At 70.9% G+C, this 14,341-nt stretch carries 16 protein-coding genes; 7 read left to right on the top strand and 9 right to left on the bottom strand.

The genetic code is table 11. The annotated features are described in order from the left end of the window. Positions 1 to 35: 35 nt before the first annotated feature. The 3 genes from DEJ04_RS13570 to DEJ04_RS18475 form a co-directional block, all read right to left on the bottom strand. Positions 36 to 1,376 (bottom strand): fibronectin type III domain-containing protein, encoded by a 1,341-nt coding sequence (locus DEJ04_RS13570; RefSeq protein ID WP_181437825.1) that lies wholly within the window; start codon positions 1,374 to 1,376, stop codon positions 36 to 38. Between the two features lie 303 nt (positions 1,377 to 1,679). Beyond that, on the bottom strand, positions 1,680 to 3,488 hold the full coding sequence (locus DEJ04_RS13565; protein ID WP_071245939.1) for a DEAD/DEAH box helicase: 1,809 nt from the start codon (positions 3,486 to 3,488) through the stop codon (positions 1,680 to 1,682). A 91-nt stretch (positions 3,489 to 3,579) separates the two neighbouring features. After that, the gene (locus tag DEJ04_RS18475) at positions 3,580 to 4,044 is read right to left on the bottom strand and encodes a MarR family winged helix-turn-helix transcriptional regulator (protein WP_181437824.1); all 465 of its coding nucleotides are present in this window, start codon (positions 4,042 to 4,044) and stop codon (positions 3,580 to 3,582) included. A 96-nt stretch (positions 4,045 to 4,140) separates the two neighbouring features. On the opposite strand from DEJ04_RS18475, the gene DEJ04_RS13555 reads away from it, so the two are divergent. Further along, entirely contained in the window at positions 4,141 to 6,345 is a 2,205-nt protein-coding gene (locus tag DEJ04_RS13555) for an MDR family MFS transporter (RefSeq protein WP_111047421.1), read from the top strand. A 76-nt stretch (positions 6,346 to 6,421) separates the two neighbouring features. Beyond that, complete coding sequence (locus tag DEJ04_RS13550; RefSeq protein ID WP_051596480.1) at positions 6,422 to 7,009, top strand: TetR/AcrR family transcriptional regulator; 588 nt, start codon at positions 6,422 to 6,424, stop codon at positions 7,007 to 7,009. 319 nt (positions 7,010 to 7,328) lie between these two features. On the opposite strand, the gene DEJ04_RS18470 is transcribed toward DEJ04_RS13550, so the two are convergent. The 4 genes from DEJ04_RS18470 to DEJ04_RS13535 all read right to left on the bottom strand — a co-directional run bounded on the left by DEJ04_RS18470 (position 7,329) and on the right by DEJ04_RS13535 (position 9,185). Further along, positions 7,329 to 7,490, bottom strand: a complete 162-nt coding sequence (locus DEJ04_RS18470) for a hypothetical protein (RefSeq protein WP_181437823.1) — start codon at positions 7,488 to 7,490, stop codon at positions 7,329 to 7,331. 64 nt (positions 7,491 to 7,554) lie between these two features. Beyond that, positions 7,555 to 7,749: a hypothetical protein gene (locus DEJ04_RS13545; RefSeq protein WP_111047420.1), complete on the bottom strand. Its 195-nt coding sequence runs from the start codon at positions 7,747 to 7,749 to the stop codon at positions 7,555 to 7,557. Next, positions 7,746 to 8,351, bottom strand: coding sequence for a nucleotidyltransferase domain-containing protein (locus tag DEJ04_RS13540; RefSeq protein ID WP_111047419.1), 606 nt, complete (start codon positions 8,349 to 8,351; stop codon positions 7,746 to 7,748). The genes DEJ04_RS13545 and DEJ04_RS13540 overlap by 4 nt, the downstream gene beginning before the upstream one ends. Before the next feature lie 72 nt (positions 8,352 to 8,423). After that, complete coding sequence (locus DEJ04_RS13535; RefSeq protein ID WP_111047418.1) at positions 8,424 to 9,185, bottom strand: SDR family NAD(P)-dependent oxidoreductase; 762 nt, start codon at positions 9,183 to 9,185, stop codon at positions 8,424 to 8,426. Between the two features lie 68 nt (positions 9,186 to 9,253). Here DEJ04_RS13535 and DEJ04_RS13530 point away from each other — a divergent pair, with 68 nt between their 5' ends. Then, positions 9,254 to 9,832, top strand: a complete 579-nt coding sequence (locus tag DEJ04_RS13530) for a TetR family transcriptional regulator (protein WP_111047417.1) — start codon at positions 9,254 to 9,256, stop codon at positions 9,830 to 9,832. A 48-nt stretch (positions 9,833 to 9,880) separates the two neighbouring features. Beyond that, positions 9,881 to 10,291 carry a VOC family protein gene (locus tag DEJ04_RS13525; protein WP_111029643.1) on the top strand — a complete coding sequence of 137 codons (411 nt, stop codon included), beginning with the start codon at positions 9,881 to 9,883 and terminating at the stop codon, positions 10,289 to 10,291. A gap of 19 nt (positions 10,292 to 10,310) precedes the next feature. Here DEJ04_RS13525 and DEJ04_RS13520 read toward each other — a convergent pair whose 3' ends face one another. After that, positions 10,311 to 10,580, bottom strand: coding sequence for a hypothetical protein (locus DEJ04_RS13520; RefSeq protein ID WP_071245932.1), 270 nt, complete (start codon positions 10,578 to 10,580; stop codon positions 10,311 to 10,313). A gap of 94 nt (positions 10,581 to 10,674) precedes the next feature. Here DEJ04_RS13520 and DEJ04_RS13515 point away from each other — a divergent pair, with 94 nt between their 5' ends. The 3 genes from DEJ04_RS13515 to DEJ04_RS13505 all read left to right on the top strand — a co-directional run bounded on the left by DEJ04_RS13515 (position 10,675) and on the right by DEJ04_RS13505 (position 13,576). Further along, positions 10,675 to 11,550 carry a DUF808 domain-containing protein gene (locus DEJ04_RS13515; RefSeq protein ID WP_111029665.1) on the top strand — a complete coding sequence of 292 codons (876 nt, stop codon included), beginning with the start codon at positions 10,675 to 10,677 and terminating at the stop codon, positions 11,548 to 11,550. Positions 11,551 to 11,682: 132 nt separating this feature from the next. Further along, positions 11,683 to 12,117, top strand: coding sequence for a VOC family protein (locus DEJ04_RS13510; protein WP_111047416.1), 435 nt, complete (start codon positions 11,683 to 11,685; stop codon positions 12,115 to 12,117). Between the two features lie 61 nt (positions 12,118 to 12,178). After that, positions 12,179 to 13,576: an FAD-binding oxidoreductase gene (locus tag DEJ04_RS13505; RefSeq protein WP_111047415.1), complete on the top strand. Its 1,398-nt coding sequence runs from the start codon at positions 12,179 to 12,181 to the stop codon at positions 13,574 to 13,576. Between the two features lie 120 nt (positions 13,577 to 13,696). On the opposite strand, the gene DEJ04_RS13500 is transcribed toward DEJ04_RS13505, so the two are convergent. After that, positions 13,697 to 14,092, bottom strand: a complete 396-nt coding sequence (locus DEJ04_RS13500; protein ID WP_111024640.1) for a hypothetical protein — start codon at positions 14,090 to 14,092, stop codon at positions 13,697 to 13,699. Positions 14,093 to 14,341 lie beyond the last annotated feature (249 nt).

The following is a 14,341-nucleotide window of genomic DNA, read 5'->3' as shown; positions in this document are numbered from 1 at the left end:
GTTGCGTCCCACCCCCTTCCGCCTCGCACCGCCGGTCAGATCACCAGCAGCCTCGAGTACTGCGCCGCGTCGAGCTGCTGCGCAGCTCCACCCGCGGCGGGGACCTTCCACAGCCCGACCGAGGGGCCGCTGTCGATGGAGACGAACACGTCCCCGTCGGCGGAGGCGGCACCCAGGTGCTCGCCACGCGACCCGGCGGTCAGCCCGGTGACCGGCACGGTCGACGTCCCGCCGCTGCCCACCACGAGCTTGTCCGGGATGCCGCGGTCGATCGTGCAACCGGTCGGGCTGGTCGGGTACTCCGACGGGGCGGGGCAGAACTGCGCCGACTGCAGGAGCGAGAAGCCGTCCGCGTTCGCGGCGGCGTACTCGAACGCGTACCGCGGTTCGATCTTCGTCAGTTCGGTCGCCCCTGGCTTGAGCTGGTACCAGATCCACGACCCGGCGGCACCGGGCGAGCGGATGTCGACGTAGACGTTGCCCTGCGAGTCCGCGAGCACACCGGCGGGGTAGCCGACGGTCGAGCCGGCGGGCCCGGTGAACGTGCGGGGCGCGATGCCGGTGCCCTTGACGTACGGCTGGCTGACCGTTCCGCCGAGCACGACGACCTTGCCGTCCGGGGTGACCGTCCAGAAACGCTGATCGCTCCCGACGGCCTTGCCACCCAGGTCCAGCACGACCTTCGGGGTCGAGGTGCCGACGGACAGCTTCTGCACCGCACCGCTCAACGAGTCCACCCAGTACAGGTTGCCCTCGGCGTCGGAGCGCAGGTCCGGGGTCAGGTGCAGGCCGGACGCGATGATCGAGACCCCGCTGCCGTCGGCCGGGTCCCGCAGGATCTCGGTGCCGTCCGCCGACGGGGTGAACACGTCACCGTCGGCGTTCGCGGTGAAGCCTTCGCCGTCCGTCGCGACGACGCTCTCCGCACCGCTGCCGGAGTCCGCGAACCGTACGACGTCACCGTTGCCGTCGAGCGCGAACAGCGACTGCGTCGTCTCCGGCTCGGGCACCGACGGTGACGTCCAGCGCAGCGTGATCGTGCGGCCGGTCCCCCGGTGGCCGAGGGCACGCACCGAGAAGCGGTACGTGGTCGCGGGCGAGAGCTCGTCGAACCGGTCGGAGCGGGCGCGCGGGTGGAGTCGGTCGACCTGGCGGTCGTGGCGGTTCGCAACGGCGGCGACCGCGACCTTCCAGCCCGCCACCTTCGCGCCGTGCTTCGGGCCACGCCACGTCAGCGTGGCACTGTCCGCGTCGCCGGTGACGCGGACGGCGGTCGGTGCGCCCGGCACCGACGGAGAGGTGTGCGCCGTCGCCGGCACCGCACCTCCGAAGACGAGCGCCGCGGCGGCGACCGCGGTGATGAGTGCTCGGTACACGATGGTTCCCCTGCCTTCTCCGCGGCTCCCTGCGTCACGGCTCCACGTATCACAGCACCGCGCTGACCCCAGGGGAACGCCTGCGGGTCGGATCTGCGGTTCCCCGCACCGCAAGATGCCGCATGGCTGGACCGGCAGACGCCGTCGTGTTCCCGAGACGCCGCCGAATCCGACGGCGTCTCGCCGACTCGGCGGCGTGGAGCCGACACGACGGCGTCTCGCGGGCACGGGACCCGCACCGACGACGGACGGGAGGCCCGGTGCCAGCTGGCACCGGGCCTCCCGTCAAAAAGGGGTCGCGTCTCAGTAGCGCGGCTTGCGCTCCGGACGGTCGTCGCGGTCGTCGCGGCGGCCACCACCACGGCGGTCCGCACGGATCTCGATGAGCTTGCCGCTGATCCGGGTGTCGGTCAGGCGGTCGAGCACACCGGGGTCCATGTCGGCCGGCAGTTCGACGATCGAGAAGTCCGGACGGATCTGGATCGCACCGAAGTCGTCGCGGCGCAGGCCACCCTCGTTGGCCAGGGCACCGACGATCTGGCGCGGCTCGACGCGGTGACGACGGCCGACCTCGATGCGGTACGGGGACATCGGCTGCGAACGGCGAGGGCCACGGTCGCCGCGGTCACCACGGTCGCGGTCGCCACCACGGTCCCCGCGGTCGTTGCGGCCGCCACGGTCGTCGCGGGCACCACGCTCGTCGCGCTCGCTGCGGCGGGCGTCGCGCTCCATCTGGCTGCGGAGCGCGTCGTCGGCTGCGGTGAGGAGCAGCGGCGAGTCGCCCTGCGCCACGACGGCCAGGGCCGCGGCGACGTCGTCCGAGGGGACGTCGTGGTGCTCGACGTAGTGCGCGATGACGTCGCGGAAGGCGGCGATCCGGCCCTGGTCCTCGAGCGCCGCGGTGATGGCGTCGTCGAAGCGGGTCAGGCGCGTCTCGTTGACGTCGTCGATGGTCGGCAGCTGCATCTGCGTGAGCGGCTGCTTGGTGTGGCGCTCGATCGCGGACAGCAGACGACGCTCACGCGGGGTGACGAAGCTGATCGAGTCACCCGAGCGACCGGCGCGGCCGGTACGACCGATGCGGTGCACGTAGGACTCGATGTCGACCGGGATGTCGAAGTTCACGACGTGCGTGATGCGGTCGACGTCGAGGCCACGGGCGGCGACGTCGGTGGCGACCAGGATGTCGAGCTTGCCCGACTTCAGCTGGTTGACCGTGCGCTCGCGCTGGGCCTGGGCGACGTCACCGCTGATCGCGGCGGCGGCGTACCCGCGGGCACGGAGCTTCTCGGCCAGGGTCTCGGTCTCGCTCTTGGTGCGGACGAAGATGATCATGCCCTCGAAGTCCTCGACCTCGAGGATGCGGGTGAGCGCGTCGACCTTCTGCGGGTACGAGACCATCAGGTAGCGCTGCGTGATGTTCGCGGCGGTCTTCGTCTTGGTCTTGACGGTGATCTCGGCCGGGTCGGTCAGGTACTGCTGCGAGATGCGGCGGATCTGCGCGGGCATGGTCGCCGAGAAGAGCGCGACCTGCTTGTCGTCCGGGGTGTCGGCGAGGATCGTCTCGACGTCCTCGGCGAAGCCCATCTTGAGCATCTCGTCGGCCTCGTCGAGCACCAGGTACTTCAGCTCGGACAGGTCGAGCGTGCCCTTCGCCAGGTGGTCCATGATGCGGCCGGGGGTGCCGACGATGACGTCGACGCCGCGGCGCAGGGCGGAGAGCTGCACGCCGTACGCCTGGCCGCCGTAGACCGGCAGGACGTGGACGTTCTTCATGTGGGACGCGAACTGCTCGAACGCCTCGCACACCTGCAGGGCGAGCTCGCGCGTCGGGGACAGCACGAGCGCCTGGGGCTTCTTGCTGCCGGACTCCATGCGGGACAGGATCGGCAGCGCGAAGGCCGCGGTCTTGCCGGTACCGGTCTGCGCCAGGCCGACGACGTCGCGCCCGGCGAGGAGCGTGGGGATGGTGGCTTCCTGGATGGCGGAAGGGGTCTCGTAACCGATGTCCTTGACGGCCTTGAGCACAGCGTCGCTCAGGCCGAGATCGGCGAACGTCACCACGGGCCCGTCGTCGAGGGTCTCAGTGGTGGGGGTGGTGTCCGTGCTCATACCACCAACGGTATCTCGAATGCGCGCTCCGCAGGGACGGGAGGCCCGTGGCGGCGCCGCCACGGGCCTCCCGTCCGCCGTGTTGGTCACGTCAGGAGCGCGTGGTGCCGATCCCCAGGACCGCGTCCGCCCGGTCGTTCAGTCGCGTCAGCATCTCGGCGAGCGAGCGCAGCTCGTCGGAGGCGAACTCCTCCGTCAGGTCGTCGAACACCTCGGCGCCGGCGGCGTCCAGCTCGTCGAGCAGCCGTCGGCCGGCGGGGGCCAGCGTGACGAGCGTGGCGCGGCCGTCCGCGGGGTCGGGCGACCCGATCAGGTGCTCGGCCTCGATCAGCGAGGCGACCCGGCGGCTGATCACCGGCCGCGACAGCCCCGTCGCGTCGGCGATCGCGGTCGCCCGGGCCGGACCGTGCCCGGCGACGGCACGCAGGATCACGCGGGCCGTCGGGTCGAGGCCGCCGCGGGACTCGATGAGCGAGGAGCGCAGGGTCTGCCGGACCCACAGCCGGTCGAGCTGGGATCGCAGGAGTCGCTCGGCGGCACGCCGGTCGTCGGTCACGCGCTCAGCGTAGCGGGCACATTTAGTTGCTTGCCGGAAGCAACAGATGTATCGTTGCGCGGTCTGCAAAGTTTCACAGCCAGAAAAAGGAGTTCGATGACCGCCACCGCACCCGTCTCGGTGCAGCACGGTCGGCACACCGCCGAGGCCCCCGCGGCCTCCGGAGGCGCCGGCCAGCAGCCGCTGATGACCCACCGTCAGATCCTCCTGGTGATCTACGGCCTGATGGCGGGCATGTTCCTGTCCTCGCTCGGCCAGACGGTGTTCGGCACGGCGATCCGCACGATCGGCGACGACCTGCACGGGCTCGACCAGCAGGCCTGGGTGACGACCGCGTACCTCATCACCTCGACGATCGCGACGCCGATCTACGGCAAGCTGTCCGACATCTTCGGCCGCCGCCCGCTGTACATCTTTGGCATCGTCGTCTTCATCCTCGGCGCCGTCCTGTCGTCGATGTCCACCTCGATGCTCATGCTCGCCGCCTTCCGTGCGGTGCAGGGCATCGGTGCCGGCGCGCTGATGTCGCTGCCGCTCGCGATCATGGGCGACATCCTCGCCCCGCGTGAGCGCGCCAAGTACCAGGGGTACTTCCTCGCCGTGTTCGGCATCTCGTCCGTCATCGGCCCGCTCATCGGCGGTCTGCTCGCCGGTTCCTCCGAGATCCTGTGGATCACGGGCTGGCGCTGGGTGCTCCTGATCAACGTGCCGATCGGCGTCGCCGCGCTCCTCATGGTCATCGTGTTCCTGCACCTGCCGAAGGTGCACGGCGCTGGCGACGTGAAGCCGAAGGTCGACTGGTGGGGCGCGACCGCCGTCATCGTCACCCTCGTGCCGCTCCTGCTCGTCGCCGAACAGGGCCGCATCTGGGGCTGGGGCTCCCCCGCCGCCATCGCCTGCTACGTCGTCGGTGTCGTCGGCCTGATCGGTCTGCTGCTCATCGAGTCGAAGATGGGCGACGCGGCGATCATCCCGCTCAAGCTGTTCCGCTCGGGCACGTTCTCGATGGCGACCGTCATCGGGTTCCTGGTCGGCTTCGCGATGTTCGGCGCGATGCTCACCATCCCGCTCTACCTGCAGATCGTCGTCGGGCTCACCCCGACCGAGTCCGGTTTCGCGACCCTGCCGCTCGTCGGCGGTCTCATGATCGCCTCGATCACGAGCGGTCAGATCGTCGCCCGCGTCGGCCGCTACCGGATCTTCCCGGTCATCGGCACCGCGCTCGTCTCCGCCGGCTACGTCGTCCTGACCTTCATGTCGATCGACAAGCCGCTCTGGTTCCTGATGATCGGCATGTTCCTCATCGGTCTCGGCCTCGGCTCGGTCATGCAGTCGCTGACCCTCGCGTCGCAGGGCTCGGTCGAGGCGCGTGACATGGGCGTCGCCACGTCGTCCGCCACGTTCTTCCGTCAGATCGGTGGCACGCTCGGCACCGCCGTGCTGCTGTCCATCCTGTTCTCGGTGATGCCGGCGAACATCCTGACCGCGACCGCGAACCAGAAGGACCTCGGTCCGGCGCTCGACGCCGCGCTCAACCCGACCGTCGCCAGCGCGAAGGCGAACCAGGGCGCCATGGACAAGATCTGGACGCCCGTCGTCACCCCGCTGACGAAGACCGTGCAGTCGCAGCTCGACGCCGCCTCGACGAAGGCGAAGCAGGCCGCCGACGCCGCGGTCACCGAGCAGGTCACCGCGGCCGTGCAGCAGCAGGTCGCAGCCGGTGTCGTGCCCGCCGCCGCAGCGCAGACCGTCATCGACCAGCAGGTCGCCGCGGCCACGCCGGCCGCCGAGCAGTCCGCACTCGAGCAGGTCGCCGACCAGGCGCACGCCAGCGTGCAGGGCGACACCGTGTCCGTCGACTGGGCGGACGCCGACCAGCGCTCCTACTGGGTCGACGAGCTCACCCCGGAGCTGGCGAAGAAGATCGACGACGGCAACACCACGAGCGACAGCGCCACCAGCACGAACGACACCTCGTTCCTGACCGGTGCCGACAGCCGCCTGACCCGGCCGTTCATGGCGGGCTTCAACGCCTCGTCCGTGACGATCTACTGGGTCGGTCTCGGCGTCATCCTGCTCGCGTTCGTGCTGACCTGGTTCTTCCGGGTGCCGCCGCTGCGCCAGCGTTCCGCGCTGCAGGAGCAGGCCGACATGTCCGCCGAGGCGCAGCTCGAGGCCGAGGCGGGCGCCGCCGCAGCCGAGGCCGGCTCGTTCACCGGACCGATGACCGGGTCCGTGCCGACCGGTTCGGGTTCGACCGATTCGGGTTCGACCGGGTCCACGCCGACGCACCGTCGGTGACCGACCGGGGCGTCCGTCCGTGCCCCCTTTCCGGGCGGGCGCCCCTCCCACACACACCAACCCACCAGGAGTCCACGTGATCACCACCCCGGCAGCGGCTGCGGCAACGGAGCCGTGCACGCTGCGTGAACGGAAGAAGCAGCAGACCCGGCAGGCACTGCACGACGCAGCGCTCACCCTGGTGTCCGCGCACGGGCTCGACGGCGTCACGGTCGAGCAGATCTGCGCCGACGCCGACGTCTCCCCCCGCACCTTCTTCAACTACTTCTCGTCGAAGGCGCACGCGGCGCTCGGGCTCGACTCGGTCGAGGTCCCGGAGCGCTCCGCGGCCTGGTTCGCCGAGGCCGACGGCGCCCTGGTCGACGACCTGTGTGCCCTGGTCGCGGCCACCGTCCCGCTCTCGCAGGACCGCCGCCGCATGAAGGAGCTGCTCGTGCTCCGGCCGGAGATGTCGTCGATGGTGATGCAGTGGATGGCCGAGTCGCGCCAGTCCCTGCTCAGCGTCGTCGGCACCCGCACGGACGCGCAGACCGCCCGCACCGCGGTGACCCTGGTGATGTCGGCGCTCAGCGAGGTGGCGCACCGCGAGACCGTGCGGAGCAACGACGAGCTCGCGGACCGGCTCCGTGCCGTCGTGCGCGAGATGGCGGCGCTCGTCTCCTGAGGCGGGGGTAGCGGGGCGCGGGGTCGAATCGGGCGTACCTGGTCGAATCGGGCGTACCGGGCAGGAACTTCCTGCCCGGTACGCCCGATTCCGCTTTCCAGCGCACGTGCTCTGGGAAGGAACCGCGCGTCGTCGACGCGAGCGAAGGGCGGACGGGAGGCCCGTGGCGGCGTCGCCACGGGCCTCCCGTCCGTCAGGTGGAGACGCCCTGACGCCGCCGCGCCGGCCGGTGCCACACGAGTGCGTTCCGCGAGCGGTCGCGGGCAAACCGGAGCACGCGCAGCACGACGATGTCGTGGTCGCCCGCTCGACCAGCGCGTCAGACCGACCGCGCGGCCGCCTCGAGTGCCTCAGCGGCTTCGCCGGCGCGCACGATGTCACCGTCACTGACCGACCTCGCGTTGTACTCGGCCTTGGTCTTCACCGCCAACAGCACCTCGAGGTGCTTCGCGACCGCCGGCCCGGCAGCTGCACGGAGCACGGGCACGGCCTCGTCGTGCGCTCCCGATCGCGAGTACCTGCCGGTCCGAGCCACGCAGATCGCGTCAGCCGCGGCGATGCCGCTGAGGACGCAGCGTGACGAACGCGTTCGCGAACTGCGACCCGGCACTGAGGACCCCTCCGTCACCACCGAACGTGCGGAGGACGTCAGCGGCGTCGAGGAACTCCGTCGCCTTGGCGAGCCGGCCCCGCCGGAACGACTCGTCACCCGGTGCGGTGGTGCCGGTTCGCGGGGTCATCCGTTCAGCGTACGGAGCTTCCGGGACAGCCATCGACCATCACCTGCGATGGGAATCCCGTCCCGAGCAACCGACGCGAGGAGCGGATCCGTGCCCTCGATCTCGTCCTCGTCGAAGACGACCGGCCGCACGGCGTTGCCGGTCCAACGACCGGCTGCGCGGCACAAGGCGTGGATCTGGTCCTCGGCGTCCGGGCGTCGGCCGCGACTGACGACGAAGCAGAGATCGAGATCGCTGTCCGGGCGCATCGCACCGCGGGCTCCGGATCCGAAGAGCGCGGCGTACCGGAGGGGGATCGACCGACAGCCGGAGCGGAGTCGTTCGAGCAGGGCACGCCGGAGGTCGGCCAGGGCGGTGACCGCATCAGCGGCGAGGTGCTCTCGGTTCAGGGTGAAGGACTTCGTCCGTCCGGTCCGATGCCCGTCGACGAGGCCCTGCTCGACCAGCCGATCCGCACTGTTCCGGACCCCGGCGTACGACCGGTCGGGCACCAGGCTGCAGATTCCCGCGATCGTCAGGGGTCCGGGGGCCAGTGCCAACACCGCGAGGACATCGCCGTCCACGGAGGTGGTGACCGTCGCGAGGGGAGATTGCAACTGCATGGAGATATCCGATCAGATCGAGTAGAAATCTACCACTCCAGGTAGATTTCTACTCGTATCTGAGCAAATCCATCAGACCACGGACCAGCCACCGTCGCTCGGCAGCACCGCACCGTTGACATTCGCCGAGTCGTCGCTCAGCAGCCAGGTGATGGCGGCGGCGAGCTGCTCGGGCTGGGCGACCGGCGGGATGGTGGTCTGCATGATCGGACCGACCCGGCGAGCCGCGTACTCGCTGCGCATCGGCGCCTCGATGTTCGTGGCGACCGCACCCGGCGCCACGGCGTTCGCCCGGATGCCCTGCGGCCCGTGGAAGAACGCGACGCTCTTGGTGTACCCGGCGATGGCGTGCTTCGACGAGGTGTAGGCAGCACCGGCGGCCGAGGCCTTCAACGCAGCCTCGGACGCGACGTTCACGACCGATCCCTTGCCGGCGGCGATCATCAGCGGCAGCACCGCCCGGGTAAGGCGCATCGGGCCGGTGACGTTGACGCTGAAGACACGCTCCCAGGTGGCGTCGTCGACCTCGTCCGGCGGCAGGAACGCGTCCATGATGCCGGCGACGTTGGCGAGCCCGTCCACCCGGTCGCCGGCGGCGGCGATGAGTGCGTCGATGGTCTTGCTCGCGGCGACGTCACCGACGACGGTCTCCACGGCGAAGCCCTCGAGCTCCGTGCGGAGTGCGTCGAGCCGTTCGGCCACGACGTCGGTCGCGATGACGCGCCCGCCCTCGTTCGCGATGCGCGTCGCCGTGGCGCGTCCGATGCCGGAACCCGCTCCGGTGACGATGATGGTCCTGCCGGTGAACCGTCCGGCGGTGGTGGTGTCGGTCATGTCGTCTCCTCGATGAGAGGCGCTCGCTGCGCCACACCGGTTATAGCACTCAGTGCCGAAAGGTCTCCATGAGCTCGACGAACGACCGTCCGACGGGGCGCCCGCGCACCATCGACCCCGACGCCGTGTCCCTCGTCGCACTCCGGCTGTTCGACGACCAGGGCTTCGACGCGGTGTCGATGGACGACGTCGCCGCGGCGGCCGGGGTCAGCCGTCGGTCCCTCTTCCGGCTGTTCGCGAACAAGGCGGCGCTGGTGTGGGGCGGTCTCGACGAGTTCGCCGCACGGTTCCGCGAGGCCCTGCGGTCACGGCCGGCCGACGAACCCTCGGCGGTGGCACTCCGGGCGGCCTACCGGATCGGAGCGACGTTCCCGGACGACGCGGTCGAGGTCACCCGACACCGGCTCCGGGTCATCCGCGCGAACCCGTCGCTCGAGCACGTCGGCGCTGCCACGGTCACGGCCCTGACCGACGAGATCCTGCGGTACGTGGCCGAGCGGGACGGGGTCACCGCCGACGACCTCGCCGTCGCCGTGCGCGCCCACACGCTGGCCGCCGCCGCGAGCGCCGCACTGACCTGGTGGGCACTGCACGGCGACGGCCGTCCGGAGGACGTCCTGGAGCGCGCACTGGCGCTGCTCGACTGACGAGCCCCGGGGTTCCCGCACGCCGCACTCCGGAGTACCTTGCCGGGCATGCACACGACCGGACCCGCGCCGTACTTCCAGTTCGCCGGCACCGCCAGGCAGGCCCTCGAGCACTGGCAGCGGGTGTTCGGTGGCGACGTGCAGATCGCGACCTACGCGGACTTCTCCCGCACGGACGGCCCGGCCGACGCCGTCGCGCACGGCCAGCTCACCGGCGAGCTGCAGCTGTTCGCCGCGGACGCGAGCGAGGGCGACACCCCGTTCTCGGCGACCGGGCTGCTCTTCTCACTGCTCGGCGCTGCGGAACCGGACGTCCTGCGACGGTGGTTCGACCAGCTCGCCGAGGGCGGCACGGTGATCGACCCGCTGCAGCAGCGCCCGTGGGGCGACTGGGACGGCACCGTCCGCGACGCGCACGGGGTCACCTGGCTGATCGGGTTCGAGGACTCCGCGCGCTGAGTCCGGCGCGCTGCAGCGCCTACTGCTGGTCGGACGGCAGCAGCGGCGCCCAGAAGGCGTCGGGACCGTCGGCCTGCACGGCGTCGCGCTCGAACCGGAACCCGTAGTCGCGCACGAAGTCGAGGGCCGCGGCCTGCTCGTCCTCGGCGTCGTCGTGGTCCGCGTCGAACAGGTACACGCCGTGCCCCATCGCGACACCGGCGTCGCTGATGACGGAGAGGTCCCAGCGGCCCTGCTCGGAACGCTCGATCCGGACGACGGCGGCCTGGGATGCGGTGAAGTCAGCCATGCCGCGAGCCTACGGACGCCCCGCGGCGGGCGTTCAGGATGCCCCGCGGCCACTACGCTGTGCACGGTCACAGGTCAGACGAGTGGAGAACGCATTGTCAGTTGGATTGCTCGCCGTGGTGGACGACATCCTCTCCGCAGCCCTCAAGGCCAGCGCGAAGACCGCCGGGGTCGTCATCGACGACGCCGCCGTCACGCCCCAGTACGTGCAGGGCCTCGAGCCCGCTCGTGAACTCCCCGTCGTCGGGCGCATCGCCCTCGGCAGCCTGTTCAACAAGTTCATCATCATCATCCCGCTGGCCTTGCTGCTCACGGCCTTCGCGCCCGGGGTGCTGCCGTGGCTGCTCCTGCTCGGCGGCACGTACCTGTGCTTCGAGGGTGCCGAGAAGGTCACCGAGTGGTTCGGCGTGCACCACGAGGGCGGGTCCGACGAGGCCGTCACCGAACCGAAGCTCGTCTTCGGCGCCATCCGCACCGACCTCATCCTGAGCACCGAGATCATGCTCATCGCGCTGGCGGGCCTCGACCCCGATCTGGGGCTCTGGCCGACGCTCGGCGCCCTGATCGTGATCGGTCTGGTCATGACGGCCGTCGTCTACGGCGCCGTGGCACTGCTCGTGAAGGTCGACGACATCGGCCTGCAGATGATGAAGAACTCCGTCCGCCGCACCCGTCGGATCGGTGCCCGCATCGTCCGCGCGATGCCGATGGTCTTCCGGGTCATCAGCGTCATCGGCACGGTCGCGATGCTGTGGGTCGGCGGACACCTGGTCATCGCGAACCTCGCCGAGACCGTCTGGCACGGACCGTACGACCTGCTGCACGTGATCGAGCACGCACTCGAGGCCGCAGGCCCCGTCGTCGTCTGGGTCGCCGACACCGCTGTGTCGGCCGTGGCCGGCCTCGCGCTGGGCATGGTCGTCGTCGGCATCGTGCTGGGCATCGGCCGCCTGCGCGGCACGCAGCACTGACGCGGCTGCACGGCGGACGGGAGGCCCGTGGCGGCCTGGCACCGTGCCTCCCGTCCGGCGCACCGTGCGCCCACCGCTGACGGGGCGGACGCTGAGCGGACGCCGGTCGTGCATCGTCGTATCCTCGGCGCCATGGCAACGGTGCGACAGGTCCAGGTGACGTTCGACTGCGCCGAGCCGGAGCGTGTCGCCCGGTTCTGGTGCGAGGTCCTCGGCTACGTGGTGCCACCGCCCCCACCGGGGTTCGCCGACTGGGACGCGTTCGACCGGTCGCTGCCGCCGGAGCACCAGGGCTCAGCCTTCGCGTGCGTTGACCCGACCGGTGCCGGGCCCCGCCTGTTCTTCCAGCGCGTCCCCGAGGGCAAGACGGTCAAGAACCGCGTGCACCTGGACGTCCGGGTCGGCACCGGGATGGTCGGCGCCGAACGGCTCGCGGCCCTCGACGCCGAGAGCACCCGACTGGTCGGGCTCGGCGCCACCCAGGTCCGTCGGATGACGGCGGACCAGGTGAACGAGTCGTGCATCGTCATGCAGGACGTCGAGGGCAACGAGTTCTGCCTGGACTGACCGGCGTATCGTCGACGGACCCGAACCGCATCGCCGCGCCCCGGAAGGACCCGCACCCCGCATGACCGTCATCGCCGCATCCGCCACCGCAGCCGACGCCACCGCCCTCGAGCACCTGCTGGGGTCCGACCAGGTCCTCCGCGACCCGGAGTCGCTCGAGCGCTACCGCCACGACGACGCCGAGTGGGCCGACTCCACGGCACCGCTCGCCGTGGTCCTGGCACGCAGCACCGACGACGTCGTCACCGCCGTCCGCTGGGCAGCCGCTGCCGGCCTCCGGGTCGTCCCCCGCGGTGCCGGCACCGGTCTGTCCGGCGGCGCCAACGCGATGGCCGACTCGATCGTCGTGTCGCTCGAGCGGATGGATCGGGTGCTCGAGGTGAACACTGACGAGCGGTACGCGGTCACCGAACCCGGCGTCATCAACGACGCACTCCGCGCCGCGGTCGCCGAGCACGGCCTCTGGTACCCGCCGGACCCCGCGAGCTCGGCGATCTCGACGATCGGCGGCAACGTCGCGACGAACGCCGGCGGCATCTGCTGCGTCAAGTACGGGGTCACCCGCGACTACGTCCTCGGCATGACCGTCGTGCTGGCCGACGGATCGGTGGTCGAGCTCGGCCGCCGGACGGCGAAGGGCGTCGCCGGGTACGACCTCACGGGGCTGATGGTCGGTTCCGAGGGCACGCTCGGCATCGTCGTGTCGGTCACCGTGCAGCTGCTCCCCCTGGCCGGCCGTGACGAACGGGCGGTGATCGGGTACTTCCCCTCGCTGACCGCCGCGGGCGACGCCGTGGCCGCGATCTCGCGGGCGGGCATCATCCCCGCAGCACTCGAGATCGTCGACCGCACCTGCCTGCGCGCCGTCGACGACTGGATGCACCTCGGGCTGCCGGCGGACGTCGACACCCTGCTGCTCGCGCGGGTCGACGAGCGCGGTGCCGCCGGGGACGCGATCGCCGACCACGTCGCGGACGTCTTCGCCGAGGCCGGCGGCACGGACGTCGAGCGGGCCACCGACCCCGGGGACATCGACCGGCTGTTCCAGGCCCGCCGGCTCGCCTACCCGGCTCTCGAACGGCTTGGTCCGGTGCTGACCGAGGACATCTGCGTGCCGCGGAGCGCGGTGCCCGAGATGCTCCGGCGGATCCAGGTGACCGCGGACGCGCAGGACGTCACGATCGCCAACATCGCGCACGCCGGCGACGGCAACCTGCACCCGCTGATCATCGCGCCCGAGGGCGACGACGCCGCGAAGGCCCGCGCGAAGACCGCGTTCGACCAGATCGTGGCGGACTGCCTGGCGCTCGGCGGGACCGTGACCGGTGAGCACGGCGTCGGCCTGCTGAAGCTGCCGGGCCTGCGCGTCGAGCTCGGCGACCGCGTGCTCGCGATGCACCGCTCCGTGAAGGACGCGCTCGACCCGGCGGGGACCCTGAACCCGGGCAAGGCGTTCTGACCCGAGCGGACGACGGACGGGAGGCCCGGTGCCAGCTGGCACCGGGCCTCCCGTCCGTCAGGTGGTCGCGTTCAGCGACCGGTGTGCGTCACGCAGGAGCGCATCCGCACGCACGCGCGCTCAGTGGCGACGGAAGTACCCGTTCGCGCCGCCGACGTACATCAGGATCGTCGCGATGAGCACCGCGACGCCACCGATCCAGCCGAAGGCGTTGCCACCCGAGGCCGCGCCGACGCCGACACCGATGAGCTGCAGGACCGCGAGGACGGTCAGCACGATGCGGGCCCAGTTGCGGCCGTCGCGCATCTTGAAGACGATGATGAGCTCGATCACGGCGAGGATGAACGCGAAGATCGCGCCGCCGACGAGCGGGGCGGTGCCGACACTGTCAGCGACGTCGGCGGAGGAGCCCGACGTGAGGTTGATGATGCCCTGCAGGATGTTCGCCAGGACCACCACCAGCCAGATGACGAACGCGACGGTGACGGACGTGGGACGACTGGACGTCGATGCCATGGGGAGTGCCTTTCTCGATGGACCACGTTCAGCGGCCTCTCAGAGAACGTACTTGCGGGCGTGAGCGCTGTCCGGATGCGCCCGAAGGTCACAGAGCGGTAACGACAGCAGATCCGTCCAAACCCTTCGCCGCAGGGTGCCGAATCACCTGCAACGACCGGGAAACACCCGGAGCGCTCACCAGCCGCACATCGCTGGTTCTCCACCCCACCAAGGGTGTGTTCGGCGCGCACACAGCAGCCGCGCCGA

Source organism: Curtobacterium sp. MCLR17_044 (assembly GCF_003234435.1).
In the GTDB taxonomy this organism is placed as follows: Bacteria; Actinomycetota; Actinomycetes; order Actinomycetales; family Microbacteriaceae; genus Curtobacterium; species Curtobacterium flaccumfaciens.
The sequence above is the reverse complement of the archived record's forward strand: the minus strand, read 5'-3'. Positions and strand labels throughout refer to the sequence as shown.

Coding starts and splice junctions, on each gene's coding strand:
- DEJ04_RS13565 (WP_071245939.1), bottom strand. CDS start 3,488: ATGAGCACGGACACCACCCCCACCACTGAGACCCTCGACGACGGGCCC.
- DEJ04_RS13555 (WP_111047421.1), top strand. CDS start 4,141: ATGACCGCCACCGCACCCGTCTCGGTGCAGCACGGTCGGCACACCGCC.
- DEJ04_RS13545 (WP_111047420.1), bottom strand. CDS start 7,749: ATGACCCCGCGAACCGGCACCACCGCACCGGGTGACGAGTCGTTCCGG.
- DEJ04_RS13540 (WP_111047419.1), bottom strand. CDS start 8,351: ATGCAGTTGCAATCTCCCCTCGCGACGGTCACCACCTCCGTGGACGGC.
- DEJ04_RS13535 (WP_111047418.1), bottom strand. CDS start 9,185: ATGACCGACACCACCACCGCCGGACGGTTCACCGGCAGGACCATCATC.
- DEJ04_RS13530 (WP_111047417.1), top strand. CDS start 9,254: ATGAGCTCGACGAACGACCGTCCGACGGGGCGCCCGCGCACCATCGAC.
- DEJ04_RS13525 (WP_111029643.1), top strand. CDS start 9,881: ATGCACACGACCGGACCCGCGCCGTACTTCCAGTTCGCCGGCACCGCC.
- DEJ04_RS13520 (WP_071245932.1), bottom strand. CDS start 10,580: ATGGCTGACTTCACCGCATCCCAGGCCGCCGTCGTCCGGATCGAGCGT.
- DEJ04_RS13510 (WP_111047416.1), top strand. CDS start 11,683: ATGGCAACGGTGCGACAGGTCCAGGTGACGTTCGACTGCGCCGAGCCG.
- DEJ04_RS13505 (WP_111047415.1), top strand. CDS start 12,179: ATGACCGTCATCGCCGCATCCGCCACCGCAGCCGACGCCACCGCCCTC.
- DEJ04_RS13500 (WP_111024640.1), bottom strand. CDS start 14,092: ATGGCATCGACGTCCAGTCGTCCCACGTCCGTCACCGTCGCGTTCGTC.